General features: G+C 54.5%; 17 protein-coding genes, 1 tRNA gene and 2 pseudogenes. 11 read left to right on the forward strand and 9 right to left on the reverse strand.

Annotation, left to right across the window (positions count from 1 at the left end):
• Positions 1–61 precede the first annotated feature (61 nt).
• A complete protein-coding gene (gene ychF / locus ACN0V1_RS16945) occupies positions 62–1,153 on the forward strand; it encodes a redox-regulated ATPase YchF (protein ID WP_417546126.1) in 1,092 nt (363 codons plus the stop codon).
• On the opposite strand, the gene ACN0V1_RS16950 is transcribed toward ychF, so the two are convergent.
• The 3 genes from ACN0V1_RS16950 to ACN0V1_RS16960 all read right to left on the reverse strand — a co-directional run bounded on the left by ACN0V1_RS16950 (position 1,154) and on the right by ACN0V1_RS16960 (position 2,610).
• Positions 1,154–1,870, reverse strand: a complete 717-nt coding sequence (locus ACN0V1_RS16950) for a pseudouridine synthase (RefSeq protein WP_417546127.1) — start codon at positions 1,868–1,870, stop codon at positions 1,154–1,156.
• A gap of 54 nt (positions 1,871–1,924) precedes the next feature.
• Entirely contained in the window at positions 1,925–2,215 is a 291-nt protein-coding gene (locus tag ACN0V1_RS16955; RefSeq protein WP_417546128.1) for a hypothetical protein, read from the reverse strand.
• A 119-nt stretch (positions 2,216–2,334) separates the two neighbouring features.
• Positions 2,335–2,610, reverse strand: coding sequence for a YrhK family protein (locus ACN0V1_RS16960; RefSeq protein ID WP_417546129.1), 276 nt, complete (start codon positions 2,608–2,610; stop codon positions 2,335–2,337).
• A gap of 186 nt (positions 2,611–2,796) precedes the next feature.
• On the opposite strand from ACN0V1_RS16960, the gene ACN0V1_RS16965 reads away from it, so the two are divergent.
• The 6 genes and pseudogenes from ACN0V1_RS16965 to ACN0V1_RS16990 all read left to right on the forward strand — a co-directional run bounded on the left by ACN0V1_RS16965 (position 2,797) and on the right by ACN0V1_RS16990 (position 7,238).
• Positions 2,797–2,873, forward strand: a tRNA-Met gene (locus ACN0V1_RS16965).
• A 90-nt stretch (positions 2,874–2,963) separates the two neighbouring features.
• Positions 2,964–3,398, forward strand: a complete 435-nt coding sequence (locus ACN0V1_RS16970; protein WP_417546130.1) for a PACE efflux transporter — start codon at positions 2,964–2,966, stop codon at positions 3,396–3,398.
• 135 nt (positions 3,399–3,533) lie between these two features.
• Positions 3,534–4,811: an O-acetylhomoserine aminocarboxypropyltransferase/cysteine synthase family protein gene (locus ACN0V1_RS16975; protein ID WP_417546131.1), complete on the forward strand. Its 1,278-nt coding sequence runs from the start codon at positions 3,534–3,536 to the stop codon at positions 4,809–4,811.
• 156 nt (positions 4,812–4,967) lie between these two features.
• Positions 4,968–6,011 (forward strand): lipoyl synthase, encoded by a 1,044-nt coding sequence (gene lipA / locus ACN0V1_RS16980; RefSeq protein WP_417546132.1) that lies wholly within the window; start codon positions 4,968–4,970, stop codon positions 6,009–6,011.
• 204 nt (positions 6,012–6,215) lie between these two features.
• A pseudogene (locus ACN0V1_RS16985) lies at positions 6,216–6,371 on the forward strand (HAMP domain-containing protein); the annotation flags it as partial.
• A 159-nt stretch (positions 6,372–6,530) separates the two neighbouring features.
• A complete protein-coding gene (locus ACN0V1_RS16990) occupies positions 6,531–7,238 on the forward strand; it encodes a methyl-accepting chemotaxis protein (RefSeq protein ID WP_417546218.1) in 708 nt (235 codons plus the stop codon).
• Positions 7,239–7,276: 38 nt separating this feature from the next.
• On the opposite strand, the gene ACN0V1_RS16995 is transcribed toward ACN0V1_RS16990, so the two are convergent.
• Positions 7,277–7,717 carry a Spy/CpxP family protein refolding chaperone gene (locus ACN0V1_RS16995; protein WP_417546133.1) on the reverse strand — a complete coding sequence of 147 codons (441 nt, stop codon included), beginning with the start codon at positions 7,715–7,717 and terminating at the stop codon, positions 7,277–7,279.
• Positions 7,718–7,957: 240 nt separating this feature from the next.
• Here ACN0V1_RS16995 and ylqF point away from each other — a divergent pair, with 240 nt between their 5' ends.
• The 3 genes from ylqF to fnr all read left to right on the forward strand — a co-directional run bounded on the left by ylqF (position 7,958) and on the right by fnr (position 11,018).
• Positions 7,958–8,893: a ribosome biogenesis GTPase YlqF gene (gene ylqF / locus ACN0V1_RS17000; protein WP_417546134.1), complete on the forward strand. Its 936-nt coding sequence runs from the start codon at positions 7,958–7,960 to the stop codon at positions 8,891–8,893.
• An 11-nt stretch (positions 8,894–8,904) separates the two neighbouring features.
• A complete protein-coding gene (fabB, locus tag ACN0V1_RS17005) occupies positions 8,905–10,119 on the forward strand; it encodes a beta-ketoacyl-ACP synthase I (RefSeq protein WP_417546135.1) in 1,215 nt (404 codons plus the stop codon).
• A 146-nt stretch (positions 10,120–10,265) separates the two neighbouring features.
• Positions 10,266–11,018: a fumarate/nitrate reduction transcriptional regulator Fnr gene (gene fnr, locus ACN0V1_RS17010; protein ID WP_417546136.1), complete on the forward strand. Its 753-nt coding sequence runs from the start codon at positions 10,266–10,268 to the stop codon at positions 11,016–11,018.
• 29 nt (positions 11,019–11,047) lie between these two features.
• On the opposite strand, the gene ACN0V1_RS17015 is transcribed toward fnr, so the two are convergent.
• A complete protein-coding gene (locus ACN0V1_RS17015) occupies positions 11,048–11,926 on the reverse strand; it encodes an SDR family oxidoreductase (RefSeq protein ID WP_417546137.1) in 879 nt (292 codons plus the stop codon).
• Between the two features lie 74 nt (positions 11,927–12,000).
• On the opposite strand from ACN0V1_RS17015, the pseudogene ACN0V1_RS17020 reads away from it, so the two are divergent.
• A pseudogene (locus ACN0V1_RS17020) lies at positions 12,001–12,216 on the forward strand (hypothetical protein); the annotation flags it as partial.
• Between the two features lie 5 nt (positions 12,217–12,221).
• On the opposite strand, the gene alr reads toward ACN0V1_RS17020, so the two are convergent.
• The 4 genes from alr to ACN0V1_RS17040 form a co-directional block, all read right to left on the reverse strand.
• A complete protein-coding gene (gene alr / locus ACN0V1_RS17025) occupies positions 12,222–13,298 on the reverse strand; it encodes an alanine racemase (protein WP_417546138.1) in 1,077 nt (358 codons plus the stop codon).
• Complete coding sequence (gene dnaB, locus ACN0V1_RS17030) at positions 13,298–14,704, reverse strand: replicative DNA helicase (protein ID WP_417546139.1); 1,407 nt, start codon at positions 14,702–14,704, stop codon at positions 13,298–13,300. The genes alr and dnaB overlap by 1 nt, the downstream gene beginning before the upstream one ends.
• Positions 14,705–14,907: 203 nt before the next feature.
• Complete coding sequence (gene rplI / locus ACN0V1_RS17035; protein WP_417546140.1) at positions 14,908–15,354, reverse strand: 50S ribosomal protein L9; 447 nt, start codon at positions 15,352–15,354, stop codon at positions 14,908–14,910.
• Between the two features lie 20 nt (positions 15,355–15,374).
• Entirely contained in the window at positions 15,375–16,241 is an 867-nt protein-coding gene (locus ACN0V1_RS17040) for a hypothetical protein (RefSeq protein WP_417546141.1), read from the reverse strand.
• Positions 16,242–16,251: the final 10 nt, after the last annotated feature.

Below are 16,251 nucleotides of genomic sequence, written 5' to 3' on the forward strand. Positions count from 1 at the left end.
CACACTCTGCCGGACACCGGTATAATCCGGCCAAATTTCCCCGTACCAGCAGAGGCATTCCATGGGTTTTAACTGCGGCATCGTCGGCCTACCTAACGTCGGCAAATCCACCCTGTTCAACGCATTGACTAAGGCAGGCATAGGCGCGGAAAACTTCCCGTTCTGCACCATTGAGCCTAACGCAGGTGTGGTCGCCATGCCGGATCCCCGGCTTGATAAACTGTCGGAAATCGTTAAACCGCAACGCACAGTGCCCACGACCATGGAATTTGTGGATATCGCTGGTCTGGTCGCAGGCGCATCCAAAGGCGAAGGCCTGGGCAACCAGTTTCTGGCCAACATTCGCCAAACCGAAGCCATCGCTCACGTAGTGCGCTGCTTTGATGACCCCAACGTTATCCACGTTGCCAATAAAATTGATCCTGCAGCCGACATTGAGATCATCAATACCGAGCTTGCACTGGCAGACATGGATACCGTTGAAAAGGCCATCAAGCGCGTTCAGCGGATTGCCAAAGGCGGGGACAAAGAAGCCAAGGCCCAGATCGAGATCTTTGAGCGCTTGTTGCCCGTACTGAACGAAGGCAAACCTGTGCGCAGCATGGGGCTGGATAAAGACGAACTGTTACTGATCCGCGAACTGTGCCTGCTAACCATCAAGCCAACCATGTACATTGCCAACGTCAGCGAAGACGGCTTCGAAAATAACCCGTACCTGGATACCGTGCGCGAGATTGCAGAAACCGAGAACGCGGTTGTCGTTCCCATCTGTAACAAAATCGAGTCTGAAATTTCAGAACTGGAAGACGACGAAAAAAGCATGTTCCTGGGTGAAATGGGCATGGATGAGCCAGGGCTTGATCGCGTTATCCGCGCCGGCTACAGCTTGCTGGGTCTGCAGACCTATTTCACCGCAGGTGTGAAAGAAGTGCGGGCCTGGACTGTGAAAATCGGCGCTACTGCACCCCAAGCCGCCGCCGTCATCCACACTGACTTCGAGCGCGGCTTCATCCGCGCGGAAATCATCGGGTACGACGACTTCGTGAAATACAACGGCGAAGCTGGATCCAAAGAAGCTGGAAAATGGCGTTTGGAAGGCAAGGAGTACATCGTTAAAGACGGCGACGTTATCCACTTCCGATTTAACGTTTAATTAGTCCCGCACCCTCCTTTCAGTGAAAGGAGGGGTAACCATCAACGCCCTGCTCTTCCCCATTCCAAGCCCAGCCAGAGAAATATCCCCGACAGAAACCCGATGAAGTGCCAACACTTCGTTCTGAAAAAAGCCAAACATGCGTTTAACCTGGTGATACTTGCCCTCAACCAGTGAGAGCCTGGCGGTGTAGTCGGAGAGTATTTCCAAACATGCGGGCTGAGTTGTAATGTTTTCGTAGGCAAAATAAATGCCCTGTTGAAACACAGCAACATATTCATCACTCAACGGCTTAGACAAGGTAACCTCGTAGGTCTTTGCGAGCTTTGTCTCAGGCAAACTGATCTTGCGCGACCAAGCCCCGTCATTGGTTAATAACACCAGCCCCGTGGTATTAAGGTCCAGGCGCCCGACAATATGCAGTTCGTTTTTCCGGGGGTGCTGAATAAGGTCCAAAACAGTTGGGTGCTCAAGGTCTTTGGTCGCGCTAACAACACCCTTGGGTTTGTTCAGCATAAGATAAACGGGCTTGTTATCTTTTAAGCAGTGACCATCCAATACAACATGAGTGAATTCTGTCACTTTTTGTTGGATTGAATACGCCCCACAGCCATCCACAAGAATCCGCTTTTGAGCAATCAAAAGGCGCGTGTCTGAAATCGAAAAATCACTATTCTGACTGATAAAACGATCGAGTCGGCTGGTTTTGGACTTCATGAGAGAATCATAATCACGGTATGGCACACCATTCAGCGACAGAGTGAACCTGCCCTATTTTGCACTATTGAATTTCACGCCTTCGTGCAACGTAACTGATCGTGCACCTGACCTTTCTATGGTTTTTACGATTGCAGACTGGACAGTTTCATCCTCGCGGATATCACTTTCCGTGGAAAACTTTTCGGTTAGCGGCTCCGCTCCTTCTTCCAGAACGAATTCAAGGGCAACCTCAGTCGCCAAATCAGCATTAGGCCCAGAGTAGCAGATACCAAGTGTTGGGTAGCCCTGAAATCCCATTTTCACTTTCTTGGCTATTCTCTTTTTAGATTTTTCCAATTGCATGAGGGCATGTTCCTTAGGTGCGCGATGCTTGCGTTCAAGCCGCGTTGTCTGCATTCACGATAGCAAAATATTCTTCGCAAAGGCGGATTCGGTGTCCGCAGCCCTGTCGATGACGGTTTCTAGCTTTCCCAGTTGCTCGCCGGTATCCGCTTCAGGTGGATATGCCTGATCAGCCGGATGGTGGGGCGAACCAGAAACTGGAAACTGCCAATGATGAACATCCAGATGGCCGCTTTTTCATATTCCGGGTACAGGAACAGGATGCTGCCAATAAGAAACCAGATGGCAATGAAAAAGTCGTTAACGATGCTGATCACCTCGTAGCGGCGGCGAATGATCAGTTCCTCATGCCCAAACTTCAAGGTCAGGGGGATGTCGGTGCGGTCTTCAACCATGGTAAGTCCTATTTCCTTCAGGGGGCGACTTGAAATCCCGAAAACGCTTCAACACTATGTTTCAAAAGCATTTAAAGAAAGATAACACACATACGAAAGGCATTGCGCGATGAGATTTACAGGCCAGCTCTTGACACTCCGGCGCTCCGTACATAATATACGCGCCGCTTCCTTTGGTGAAGCAATGGCAAGGTAGCTCAGTTGGTTAGAGCACAGCACTCATAATGCTGGGGTCGGCGGTTCAACTCCGCCCCTTGCTACCAGTATTCGAAAAAGGCCGCGATTCACGTCGCGGCCTTTTTTTATTTCCGGGCAACGAAACTCTCTATGCCCCGCCTCTGCGGAGACACCTCATGAGAACCACCGGCGACAGAATCCGGCAAGCGGTTTCCTTTGAAGTTATCGGTTTGCTGATTTCCGTTCCCCTTGCGGCCTTTGCCTTCGGCTACTCACTCGAAAAAACCGGTGTGCTCGGGCTCATTGGCGCTACGTTGGCCACGGTGTGGAACTACATCTTCAATCTGGGCTTTGACCACACGCTAAAACGGTTGACTGGCTCAACCCGAAAATCCATCAAGCTTCGTTTCCTGCACGCATTCAGTTTTGAGCTGGGGCTGCTAATGGCCTTCCTTCCGATTATTGCCTGGTGGATGGAGATCGAATTGCTGGAGGCGCTTTTTGTGGATATTTCGTTTGCACTGTTTTATCTGGTGTACGCCTTTGTGTTCACCTGGTGTTACGACACGGTTTTTCCAGACACCGATGCAGCCGCTCTTCCTGAGCAGTAATTGCCTGCTTTCAATCGCATCGTATTTTCCCGCATGTCACGATTGCATAGCGTTATAAACCCCGCTAAATCTATATGGCATACTGATGTCCGAACCGAATAACACCAACTATTATCCATTCGCAAGGAAGTTAACATGAAATTCGAGACGCTCGCCCTCCACGCCGGCTTCAAAGGCGATCCGACCACCAAGGCGGCCACTACACCGATCTACCAGACTACGTCCTACACGTTTGATGACACCCAGCATGGTGCAGACTTGTTCAACCTGAAGGTCGCGGGCAACATTTACACCCGGATCATGAACCCGACCAACTCGGTGCTTGAAGAACGCATGACAGCCCTTGAAGGCGGCGTGGGCTCTCTGGCGGTTGCCTCCGGCATGTCTGCCATTACTTATGCCCTGCAAACCATCTGCCGGGTTGGCAATAATATTGTCAGCACCAGCCAACTGTATGGCGGCACCTACAACCTGTTTGCCCACTCATTGCCCAACCAGGGAATTGAGTGCCGCATGGTTCGCCACGATGATTTTGATGCAATCGAAAAAGCCATCGATGATCAGACCCGCGCGCTCTTCTGCGAATCCATTGGCAACCCTGCCGGCAACGTAGTGGATATTGCCCGCTGGGCTGAAGTCGCCCACAAGCACGGTATTCCGCTGATTGTGGACAACACTGTGGCAACGCCCTATATCTGCCGCCCATTCGAGCACGGCGCCGATATCGTTGTGCACTCCCTAACCAAATACATTGGCGGCCACGGCACCACCGTAGCTGGCATCGTTGTGGATTCCGGCAAGTTCGACTGGAAAGCCAACGGCGCAAAATTCCCAATGATGAACGAGCCAGATCCGTCCTATCACGGCGTGGTTTACACCGAAGCCCTGGGCGCTGCAGCCTTTATCGGTCGCTGCCGCGTTGTGCCGCTGCGTAACACCGGTTCTGCCCTCTCGCCGTTCAACTCGTTCCTGATCATGCAGGGTCTGGAAACTTTGGGGCTGCGTATGGAGCGCCACTGTGAAAACGCCGAGAAGGTTGCCAACTTCCTTCAGGATCACCCTGCGGTAGAGTGGGTAAACTACGCGGCTCTGGCGAACAGCCCGTTTAAAGCCACCTGTGAGAAAATCTGCGGCGGCAAAGCATCTGGCATTGTAAGCTTCGGCATTAAGGGCGGACTCGAAGCCGGCGCCAGGTTTATTGATGCGCTGGATTTGATCTACCGTCTGGTGAACATTGGTGATGCGAAATCATTGGCCTGTCACCCGGCAACCACCACGCATCGCCAGCTGAACCCGGAGGAACTCAAGAACGCAGGCGTCAGTGAAGACCTGGTGCGCCTGTCTATCGGGATTGAGCATATAGACGACATACTGGCCGACATTACTCAGGCGCTGGCAAAAGCCCAGGCTTGACTGCTCTCACGCTGACTACTCTCAACCGGGTACGACGAATGTCGTACCCGGTAACCCCGTCCAGCACCCCGTGATTGCCCCTATCTGCCTTGTAACTCCCCCGCTAGCCGATTATTCTCTAGGATTCCCCTTAGTCTCAATGAGAGTCCGGTTGCAATGAGCGAAAGCGCAAAGCCCCGCGTCACCAGTGGTTCCAAATTCCGCAACGAGCATGGCTTTTCGGCTATCAAGGATGGCGTGAAGCGCTCAGCAAATCAGGAGTCGGTACCGGTTGACCGCAAGCCCAAATGGCTGAGAGCGCGGATGCCGGGGGGTGAACGCTTTGAAGCCGTGCGCAAAAACGTCACCGAAAACCGGGTAAGCACCGTATGCCAGGAATCTCACTGCCCCAACATTGGCGAGTGCTGGACCGCTGGCACCGCAACCATTATGGTGATGGGTTCGGTGTGCACTCGCGCCTGTCGTTTCTGCGCGGTGGATACAGGCAATCCCAATGGATGGCTGGATAAAGACGAGCCGGAAAACACCGCTAAATCCGTCGAGCTCATGGGGCTGCGCTATATCGTGCTTACCTCTGTAGACCGGGATGACCTGGATGATGGCGGTGCAGCCCATTACGCCGCCTGCGTTTCCGCGATCAAAAAGCGCACACCCGAAGTTGCCGTGGAAGCACTGACGCCAGACTTCGATGCGGTGATGTCCGATGTAGAAAAGGTGCTGGATTCCGGCCTTGAGGTGTTTGCCCAGAACGTGGAAACCGTGGAAAGGCTTACGCGCCGTGTACGTGACCCCCGCGCCGGCTACCACAAAACGCTGAGCGTGCTGGCTCATGCCAAGCAATACCGCCCCAACGTGCTCACCAAAACCAGCCTGATGCTGGGCCTGGGCGAGACAGAAGAAGAAATACTTGCCACGATGGACGACCTGCGTGCCATCGGCGTGGACATTCTGACTCTGGGCCAGTACCTGCGACCAACACCAAACCATTTACCGGTAGAGCAGTACGTAACACCGGAAGCATTCAACCGGTATCGCGAGATCGGTCTTGAGAAGGGTTTTATGGAAGTGCCTTCCGGCCCTATGGTTCGCTCAAGCTATCGCGCCGACAGAGTATTCGACAAGAACAACCTGGGGCTCGCGGTGCCCGAGGTGCCTGCCGCCTCCAACGCCTTGCAGATCCCCGTAAAAACCCTGGACTGAGTCGCCATGCTAACGCTGCTGAGAAACGCCCGGCTGAAGTACAAGTTCTGGCTGCTTAACATCCTTGTGCTTATCGTTCTTTGCTTGCTGGCGTTTTACGCCATGCACAGCATTGCCAACCACACCGGGGAAAGCCTCGCTAACGTATTCCGCGATACCGCAGGAGGCTTTGCTCTCGTAGTCGCCGTGCTCATGGCCGTGGAAATGGCGGGCTCCCAGCTATTGATTTCCTTTATTGAGCGGCATATCAACCGCCTGAAAGACACCATGGTGCAGGTTCAAAGCAGTGGCAACCTGAGCCAACGGGCAGATATAAACTCCAGCGACGAAATCGGCGAAATGGCACAGGCGTTCAATGCCATGCAGGATCGCACCGTCGGTGTCGTGCGGAGTATGAAGCAGGCCACCGAACGGCTGAACAACGAGGCTCAAGCCCTGGCAACGGCCGCCGAGGCACGACGCGATGATCTGAACCGGCAGCAGGCGAACGCCGATCGTTCCACAGAAGTAATCGAGCAGATGCTGCAGAGCTTTATCGGGATCGCAGCGCAGGCGGATATCGCCAAAACGCTTTCCCATGAGGCTCGGGAAACGGCAATGTCCGGCAGTGAACGTGTTGGCCGCAGCGCCGACAGCATCCGCACGCTGGCGACAGCCGTTCGCAACTCCGCAAGCAGCGTCGAGGTTCTGGCGGAAAACAGCCATGAAATCGGGAAAGCTGTTACCGAGATCCGTGGCATTGCCGAGCAGACCAACCTGCTGGCGCTAAATGCGGCTATAGAAGCCGCAAGAGCCGGCGAGCAGGGGCGGGGCTTTGCCGTAGTGGCTGATGAAGTTCGCAACCTGGCCCAAAGAACTCAAGACTCCACTGGCCAGATTCAGGACACGATAGATCGCCTGCTAAAAGCCATGGAAGCCGCCGTCGAGCAGATGACCGGCAGCTCCGTTGAAGCAAGCCGTTGCGTGGAAGAGTCGGAAGAAGGTCGCAACGCGTTGGAAGCGATTAACACGGTGGTAGGACGGATTGACCAGACGAACGAAGAAATTGCCAACGTCTCCGCGAAGCAGGCCGCAGGAACGGACGATGTGCTTGCTAACGTGCAGGGTATCCGTGAGGCCACCCAGAGCATGGTTGTTCAACTGGGAGAGAGTGCTGACATGAGCCAGCGCCTGAAGCACCTTATCGACTCCCTGGAAGAAGCCGCCTCGAACGTCACAGTGGACTGAGGCGGCCACTTTACAGAGCTGTTAAAGCCTCAGAGAACTTATTGTCCCTGCTGCATTTGACGCTGTTGCTGCATTTGCTGGCGCATCTGTTGCATCTTTTTGTCCAGCTCGTCGCGTTGCTCCTGAGTAAACACGTTGTCTACTTTGGCCTGCATCAGAGTTGAAAGCGCGGCGATCTCACCGGTCACATCACCCAGATCTTCGCCGTGTTCACGGATGGCATCTTCATCATAATCCGCTTTGATTTCACTCTGCATTTGCTGCTGCAGGCCGCGGGCCTCTTCACGCAGCGTTTGGATCTCGCCCTGCATTTCATCAAGAATGCCGCGAATCTCTTTCTGCTGATCCTCCGAAAGCCCTACCATCTGTGCAAGCTGGGTAACCTGATCCGGCTGAGCAGCGCCTGCTTGCTGGGCCAATGCCGGGGCCGACAGGCTCAATGCAACAAGAGCGGTACCGAACAGTTTTGCGAGTTTCATAGAAATCTCCGTTAACGATTTAATTGAACGATTTGATTGAGCTATAAGACGTGGGCAGATATCTGAAGTGACACCCTAAAACATCCCGCATCTGTTTTTCACCCCGGTACCCCTTCTTTTTGTACATGTTGTGCGCCTTTTCCTCCCGGAACCCGCCACACGAGTGCATTGAAACAAATGTGAAAGTTTAGTCATTCCCCTTCATAATGATGCGGTTAAAACACCGCTGGAGCGTAAACGATGGCTATTAACTGGTTTCCAGGGCACATGCACAAAGCCCGCAAGGAGATCAAAAAGATCATGCCTCAGATGGATCTCATCATCGAGGTACTTGATGCACGCATTCCTTTCAGCAGCGAAAACCCGTTGGTGCCCGAGCTGCGCGGGGAAACTCCGCTGCTCAGAGTCCTTAACAAGCGCGACCTGGCCGATCCGGAGATTACCGCAAAGTGGCAGGCATGGCTGGAGAAAGAGCGCGGTGTAAGAACCATCACTCTTACCCATAACCAACGCGGTGAAGCACTGGGCATCCTGCGGCTGGCTGGTGAAATGACGCCGAACCACGATCGTCAGAAAAGCGCTCTGCGGGTTATGATTTTGGGAATACCCAACGTTGGCAAGTCCACTCTGATCAACACCCTGGCCGGGCGCCCTGCCACCAAAACCGGCAACGAACCGGCCGTGACCAAATCACAGCAAACCATCAAGCTGCCGGACAACATCCTTCTTTACGATACCCCCGGTTTTCTGTGGCCGAAGCTCTCACCCGAAGCTTGCGGCTACCGGCTGGCGATCACCGGAGCCATTCGCAGCTCCGTGCTGGATTTCGAAGATATCGCCCTGTTTGAGGCCGACTACCTGCGAGAAGCCTATCCGGAATTGATAAAAGCGCGTTACGGTTTTGACGAACTACCTGTGGATGGCTTGGCGGTGATGGATGGCATCGCGGCCAAGCGCCATTTCCTCGGCCGTGGTGGCGTACCCGACCTGAACAAGGTCTCTGAAGTACTGCTCAATGAGTTTCGTGCCGGCACCCTGGGGCGGATTTCTCTTGAAACACCAGAGATGGTTGAACAGGAAATTGTGGAAGCCGCTAAGGCCGACGCCGAAAAAGAGTCTAAACTCAGAGAGAAGAAGGCCGCCTCCAAAGCAATCCATTCTGGCCGCCGCCACTAAAGGAGAACACTATGAGACGAGTCGTCGTCACTGGCATGGGCATTATTTCGTGCCTCGGAAACTCTCTTGATGAGGTGCATGCAAGCCTCAGGAACGGAACCTCAGGCATCCGCTTCAACGAAACCTACAAAGAAATGGGATTTCGCAGCCTGGTTTCCGGTTCTCCGACCGTCGATACCACGGTTATTGACCGTAAAATGCGACGGTTCATGGGCCCCTCTGCCATGTACAGCTATCTCGCCATGGAGCAGGCGATTGCCCAGGCGGGCCTGAGCGAAGAACATATCTCCAACGATCGCACGGGGCTGATTGCCGGTTCTGGCGGCTCCTCCTGTTCAAGCCAGGTGGAAGCGACCGACATCATGCGGGCAAAAGGTGTGAAACGCATCGGCCCTTACATGGTGCCACGTATCATGACCAGCACGGTGTCAGCTTGCCTGGCCACGGCTTATAAAATCCGGGGTGTGAACTACTCAATGTCCTCTGCCTGCGCTACGAGTGCGCACTGCATTGGTCACGCCATGGAGCAGATCCAGAACGGCAAGCAGGATATTGTTTTCGCCGGTGGTGGTGAGGAGGAAGACTGGAGCCTCACCATGATGTTTGATGCCATGGGCGCGCTTTCCACCAAGTACAACGATGCGCCTGAAACCGCATCTCGCCCCTTCGATTCCGGTCGGGATGGCTTTGTGATCGCCGGTGGCGGCGGCATGGTGGTGCTTGAAGAACTGGAACATGCGAAAAAGCGTGGTGCCAACATTCTTGCAGAACTCACCGGTTACGGTGCTACCTCAGATGGTTACGACATGGTGGCGCCCTCTGGCGAAGGTGCCGAGCGCTGTATGAAGCAGGCCATGGCGACCATTCGCGGGAAAATTGATTACATCAACGCCCACGGCACCAGTACTCCGGTAGGCGATTTAGCCGAGATGGGCGCTGTGCAGAAAACGTTCGGTGCAGATATTCCCGCCATTTCTTCCACCAAGTCTCTCTCAGGGCATTCCCTCGGCGCGGCAGGCGTTCATGAGGCCATTTACTCCCTGCTGATGCTACAACACGGCTTTATTTCCGGCACCGCCAACCTTTCCTCCCTAGATGAAGCCATTGGCAGCATGCCTCTGGTGGGCCCTCAGAGCCGGGACGCGAAGCTTGATACTGTTATGTCCAACAGCTTCGGCTTTGGCGGAACAAACGCGTCGCTGGTGTTCGAGAGACTGCCGGTCTAAAGGCTATAAAGGCGGGGTTTGGCTCTGGGCAACCCCGCCTTTTATTTCTACTAAATGCACATATCCTTAAGTTTGGTCATTGGCAAAGTGGCGCTCGCGTATTAAAGTAGCTATTTGACTTGCATCAAATCGGACGGTTATGCCCAATGGCCCAAGCACTCAGATTCCGCCAGGCTTCTTCTCCTCTGAAAGCTTCCTGTCATCAATGCAGCCTGAGCAACCTGTGTTTGCCACTCGCTGTTCAGGATAACGATCTGGACAGTCTGGAAGACATCGTTCAACAGGGGCGCATCTACAATCGCGGCGAACACATTTTTGATCAGAGCACGCAGTTTCGTTCGTGTTTTGCTGTGAAGAGCGGTTCAATCAAGACATCAATTATTACCGAAAGCGGTGAAGAGCAGGTCACAGGCTTCTTTATGCCTGGTGAAATTGTCGGCCTGGACAGCATGAGCGGTGAAACGTATGCCTGCACAGCCAAGGCACTGGAGCGCACCAGCGTGTGCGAGTTCCCGGTAGAAAAGCTGGAAGAACTCACTGGCAAGCTGCCGGATCTGCAGCACCACATGTACCGCCTGATGAGCCAGGAAATTCAGAACAGTCATCAGCTCGCGATGCTGTTGAGCAAAAACACAGCCGAGGAGCGCATTGCGTCTCTGCTTCTGTCGCTGTCGAGCCGCTTCCAGCGCCGGCGCATGTCACCCACGAACTTCAGCCTGCCCATGGCAAGAAATGACATAGCCAACTTCTTGGGACTCGCTGTTGAAACCGTCAGCCGTGTTTTTACCCGCTTCCAGAACCAGGGCATTATCCGTGCGCGGGGCCGGGAAGTAGAACTGCTGGATGTTGAAGCACTGCAACTGGTAACCCGGGAGTTTTCCCGCCAAGGCTGCCAGTAATAGATTGGATTTTCCGAAACCGCCCGCCGCTATGCGGTCGGCGTTCGGGCCCCTACCTGCTTCGCCTCGCTCCTCAGTATTGCCAACTCCTCAACCAGCCCGGAGCGCCAGGGAAACTGTTTGATGCCAAACGTATTGCGGATTTTTGTGCAGATGAGCGTGGTATTTGGCGGTTCCAAAGCTCCCCATGCCGGCATGTCGTCCACCACATGAAGACTTTCCGGAATTCCCGGTAAGCCGGCAATCGCCAGACCCAGCTCATACAAACTGATTTCCTCGGCGCCGGCATACTGGAATGTCCCCCACACTTCCGCACCACAATCCAACTGCTGTATAACCGCAGTCATTACCCGCGCGAGATCCCTCACAGACACAGGCTGGCCCACACACCGCCCAGGCAAAGCCAAAGCCTTGGCAGAGGCCGTGCTGGCCTGAACCTTCCGAATAAAACGGCTCAGGCTCCAGCCGGTGCGCAAAATGATGTGCCGGGGCAAGAGCGTGCGCAACGCCTGCTCGCACTCCCACTGCCAGTTGCCCAATTCATTTACCGGCTGGCCGGGGTTGGAAGCGATATAACCACTCTGTTTGCGGCCATCAAACACATAACACGAAGACAACTGGAACAACGCAATATCTCTGTCGCGGGCAAACTCCGCGATGGCCACCGGCAAGGAAAACGCAGCTCTGTGAGTGCCTTCCGGGTCCATTTCGGCAGCTTCGGGATCTGCCAGCCATAGCGCATTGACGATCAGATCGGTGTCTTCCGGGATCCAGCTTTCCAGCGCACTGAGGTTGGCGCTTGCAGGGTCACTGACCAGCAAGGGGCTGACATGCAGAGATGTCTCCCTGAGCCGCTCAAGCAGAACTTTTCCCAAGGGACCATAATCGTGAACGACAAGTACATGCACTAGGGTCAATGCCTCCGAATATTACTGATATGACATGCCTTGGGATTCGGCCGGCCAATGGCTTCCCGCTATTGTTGACCGACGCAGGCCTGGATTTCTTTTTCCTGGAGCCACTTCGGCGTCTTAGAGCCAGCAACATGATGCTGGGCATGGCCAGAGTGGGCATCAGCAGCATGCTCAAAGGCAGTAAAATGGTCGTCCACAAAGTGCTTAAAAAACTCGATGACCGCAGTCTGGCCTCTATTCTCGATTTCATCGAGGACATCATTCATCAACCTGAAGATGTCTGAGTAAACTATCGGCAGATGCGAGGAACCCTGCTGGTGATGCCCGTCAGCAACTCATAAGAAATGGTGCCAGCACAGCTGGCTACCTCATCCACTCCAACGGTGCGTCCCCAGAGCTCAACCAGATCGCCTTCCCGGGCCTCCGGCGCATTACTCAGATCCACCGCCAGCATATCCATGGACACCCTGCCAATCAGCCGGATACGGCGACCACCAATTGCGGCCGGTGTGTCCGTGCCAGCATGGCGGGGATAGCCGTCTCCGTAGCCAATCGCCACCATACCCATCCGGGTGTCGCGCTCCGCGACCCAGGCAGCCCCATAACCGACGCTCTCACCTGCCCTGACAGTCCGAGTGGTTATCAAAGGCGCCTCAAGGGTCATTACAGGCTCAAGGCCCAGCTCGGGGCCTGTCTTGCCGACTATGGGTGAGCCGCCGTAAAGCATGATGCCCGGACGACTCCAGTCAAACAGTGGTTGGCCAGGAATAAAATGGGCCGCAGAATTGCCCACGCTTTTCATCAGCGAGGGCCAAGGCGAGGTTGCCGTTTCAAAGGTGGCTGTCTGGGCAGACGTCATTGTGCTGCCGGCATCGTCGGCGCAAGCAAAGTGGCTGACAAAGCCCTGAAGCCGCGCAAAAGCGCTCATTTTCTCAAGCCTGGCCATAACAGCCGGGACGTCCTCGGACCGAAAGCCCAAGCGGTTCATGCCGGTGTTAATCTTCAGCCAGAAGTCCGGCAGGTGGTGACCCTGCGCCATCCACTCCACCTGGTGTTCACCGTGCAGCACTGGCTCGAACTGACTTCCTACGCAGTCCGCCAGGTCATCCGCAGCATGCACACCCTGGAGCAATACCACCGGCTGAGGATGGCCTGCCGCACGAATAGCAAAAGCTTCTTCAATGCAGGCAACGGCATATTTGGGCGCAATGTCTGCCAGGGCGGATGCAATCCGGGCAATACCGTGGCCATAACCATCAGCCTTAACAACAGCCATAACCCTGGCACTGCCCGCACGCTCACAAGCTGTGCGGTAATTGGTACGCAGGGCATCCAGATCAATGTGGGCAGTTGTGCTGCGCGGCATCAGTATTCACCACCATAGTCGTTGTAGTCACCGTGGGCCAGATCTTCAAACTTAGTGTATTTGCCGATAAACGCCAGACGAATCGTCCCAATTGGACCGTTACGCTGCTTACCAATAATGATCTCGGCAACACCTTTATCCGATGTATCCTCGTTGTATACCTCATCACGATACACAAACATGATAACGTCGGCATCCTGCTCAATCGCACCCGATTCCCGCAGGTCGGAGTTGATTGGGCGTTTGTTCGGGCGTTGTTCAAGGCTCCGGTTAAGCTGCGAAAGCGCTACAACAGGGCAACTAAGTTCTTTCGCAATGCCCTTCAAAGACCGGGAAATCTCGGAGATCTCTGCGGTCCGGCCTTCGGTGTTACCTGGCACCCGCATCAACTGCAGATAGTCCACCATAATCAGGCCGATTTTACCGTCGTTCTCACGCGCAATTCTTCGCGCCCGGGAGCGCAGTTCAGTAGGGCTGAGACCGGGCGTATCATCAATATACAACGGTTTGTCTTTGAGCAGGCTGACGGCAGAAGTCAGCCTGGGCCAGTCATCTTCCTCCAGCTTGCCGCCTCGAACCTTGCTTTGATCAATACGCCCAAGGGATGAAAGCATACGCATGGCAAGCGCATCTGCCGGCATCTCCATACTGAAGACCAGAACCGGAGTGCCCGTGCTGATCAGCGCATTCTCGACAATGTTCATGGCGAATGTGGTTTTGCCCATAGAGGGTCGACCGGCCACGATGATAAGATCGGCCGGCTGCATACCGGACGTCTGTTCATCCAGATCTCTGAACCCGGTGGTAAGACCCGTTGTCTGCTCACCAGACTCGAACAACTCCTCGATGCGACTCAGAGTTTTGGTCAGTATCGGGTTGATGGACTGAGGGCCTGAACCCTCTTTAACCCTGGATTCAGCGATCTGGAATACGTTTCGCTCAGCTTCATCCAGAATCTCATTGCTATTGCGGCCTTGGGGATTAAAAGCGGAATCTGAAATTTTCCCGGAAACTTCCACAAGCTGCCTCAGAATCGAGCGCTCGCGGACAATCTCGGCATAGGCACGGATATTGGCAGCGCCCGGAGTTTTTTCCGCCAGTGCAGCAAGATAAGACAACCCACCAGCATCTTCTATATCACCGGCCCGCTCCAGAAACTCAGCCAGGGTGACCACGTCCAGCGGCTCGTTCTCGCTGGCAAGACGCTCTACCGCGCCAAAAATCAGCCTGTGATCCTGGCGATAGAAATCCACTGCGGAGATTATCTCGGTGATTTCATCAAACCGCCGGTTGTCCAGCATCAGGCCGCCCAGCACCGCCTGCTCCGCCTCAACGGAATGAGGGGGCACCTTGATTCGGCTGGTTTCTGGATCAGTACTAGCGGGCTTCAGATTAGGCTTGGCCATGAACATATCTTCAGTTAAGCATCATCACCACGACAGTGTATGTGGAATGTCGCAGCGATGGGAGGGGGTTACTGGATGCTGACAGCATACCAGAAAGCAACAGGCCCGAAAGCCGTATAAACGGTTCGGGCCTGTCGGTTTGGCTGGCAATGAACCCCAAAAGGCCTCACTGCAAGCCACCAGCGTGTTACAGAGTAAGAAGCTTACTCGGCAACAACCGCCAGCTTAACAGTCACTTCAACGTCAGAGTGCAGGTGAAGTTCGATTTCGTACTCACCGGTCGCCCGCAATGGGCCTTCCGGTAGACGAACTTCACTCTTCTCTACTTCAGTGCCCGCAGCAGTAATTACGTCTGCAATATCGCGAACACCGATGGAGCCGAACAACTTGCCTTCATCACCCGCTTTGGAGGTAACTGTGAAGGATGCACCTTCCAGAGCCTCAGCGCGAACCTGAGCCGTTGCCAGCTTTTCGGCCGCAGCTTTCTCAAGCTCAGCGCGACGCTCTTCGAACGCCTTCAGGTTTGCTTCAGTGGCAGGCGCAGCCTTACCGTACGGAAGCAGGTAATTACGGCCGTAACCGGATTTAACTTTTACCTTGTCGCCCAGGGAGCCAAGGTTTGCAACTTTCTCGAGCAGAATAACTTCCATCTCGTTAACCTCTTCGTGCTTTATTCAGCCGGCCCGGCAGGCTTTATTCGCCCCCGGATATCCAGCCAGCTATCCACAAATGCCAGAACCACTAACAGAATCATCAGGCTTGGGCCCAGAAGAACCAGCGCAACGTAGAACATTGCAAGCCATTGGCCACTCAGTTTTTTAAGCCCGACAATGCCATGAATCAGTGCAAGACCCGCCAAAAACATCGGCGTTCCAGCTACCCAGACCAGTAACATGGAGTTCAGCCCGAGAAACGGACCTACAACCATGGTGACGGCAAAGACCGCAGCAATAGCAGGAGACAATTTCAGACCATGGAATTCCGTACGGAAACCGCCGGGATTATACAATCCCGCCTGCCATGATCTGGCCAGCATTGTCATGCCCACGCCTACTGCCAAGTAACTGCCCGCCATACTGGCGTTCATTGTGTCCCGTATCACCGTCTCAAGATCACTCCCGAGCGAACGAGCCACTTCAGCATTGTACTGTTCGTAAAAACTGACCCCGGCGCGAACGAGTTCGTCCAGCAAACCGGGATACATCATGGGCAACGTAAGCCCCATGACGATCGCCAAAAAGCTCCCTCCCAGAAGGGCTCTTTCCCAGGACAGCGTTGTTCTGAGCAATGACGCCATCAGCATCACTTGCAGCAAAACCGCCAAGGCTGTCGGATCACCTCCAAACACACCCCAGCCAAGCGCTGGAAGCAATGCCCAGAGTCCAATAGTAAGCCCCTGACTGATGCCAAGCCTGAGAATAACCAGGCCGACAACCGCTGCGCCAATCCAGAACAGCAAGGGTACCGCAGTTGCAACTGCTGCTACTCCGCTGGCCTGAAGGGGACCGCGCATTACAAATTGTGCCAGTGCACGCATGGTCCCAAGT

This window comes from Marinobacter sp. (assembly GCF_048266785.1).
Classification (GTDB): Bacteria; Pseudomonadota; Gammaproteobacteria; order Pseudomonadales; family Oleiphilaceae; genus Marinobacter.

Coding starts and splice junctions, on each gene's coding strand:
- ychF (WP_417546126.1), top strand. CDS start 62: ATGGGTTTTAACTGCGGCATCGTCGGCCTACCTAACGTCGGCAAATCC.
- ACN0V1_RS16950 (WP_417546127.1), bottom strand. CDS start 1,870: ATGAAGTCCAAAACCAGCCGACTCGATCGTTTTATCAGTCAGAATAGT.
- ACN0V1_RS16955 (WP_417546128.1), bottom strand. CDS start 2,215: ATGCAATTGGAAAAATCTAAAAAGAGAATAGCCAAGAAAGTGAAAATG.
- ACN0V1_RS16960 (WP_417546129.1), bottom strand. CDS start 2,610: ATGGTTGAAGACCGCACCGACATCCCCCTGACCTTGAAGTTTGGGCAT.
- ACN0V1_RS16970 (WP_417546130.1), top strand. CDS start 2,964: ATGAGAACCACCGGCGACAGAATCCGGCAAGCGGTTTCCTTTGAAGTT.
- ACN0V1_RS16975 (WP_417546131.1), top strand. CDS start 3,534: ATGAAATTCGAGACGCTCGCCCTCCACGCCGGCTTCAAAGGCGATCCG.
- lipA (WP_417546132.1), top strand. CDS start 4,968: ATGAGCGAAAGCGCAAAGCCCCGCGTCACCAGTGGTTCCAAATTCCGC.
- ACN0V1_RS16990 (WP_417546218.1), top strand. CDS start 6,531: ATGCTGCAGAGCTTTATCGGGATCGCAGCGCAGGCGGATATCGCCAAA.
- ACN0V1_RS16995 (WP_417546133.1), bottom strand. CDS start 7,717: ATGAAACTCGCAAAACTGTTCGGTACCGCTCTTGTTGCATTGAGCCTG.
- ylqF (WP_417546134.1), top strand. CDS start 7,958: ATGGCTATTAACTGGTTTCCAGGGCACATGCACAAAGCCCGCAAGGAG.
- fabB (WP_417546135.1), top strand. CDS start 8,905: ATGAGACGAGTCGTCGTCACTGGCATGGGCATTATTTCGTGCCTCGGA.
- fnr (WP_417546136.1), top strand. CDS start 10,266: ATGGCCCAAGCACTCAGATTCCGCCAGGCTTCTTCTCCTCTGAAAGCT.
- alr (WP_417546138.1), bottom strand. CDS start 13,298: ATGCCGCGCAGCACAACTGCCCACATTGATCTGGATGCCCTGCGTACC.
- dnaB (WP_417546139.1), bottom strand. CDS start 14,704: ATGGCCAAGCCTAATCTGAAGCCCGCTAGTACTGATCCAGAAACCAGC.
- rplI (WP_417546140.1), bottom strand. CDS start 15,354: ATGGAAGTTATTCTGCTCGAGAAAGTTGCAAACCTTGGCTCCCTGGGC.
- ACN0V1_RS17040 (WP_417546141.1), bottom strand. CDS start 16,241: ATGCGTGCACTGGCACAATTTGTAATGCGCGGTCCCCTTCAGGCCAGC.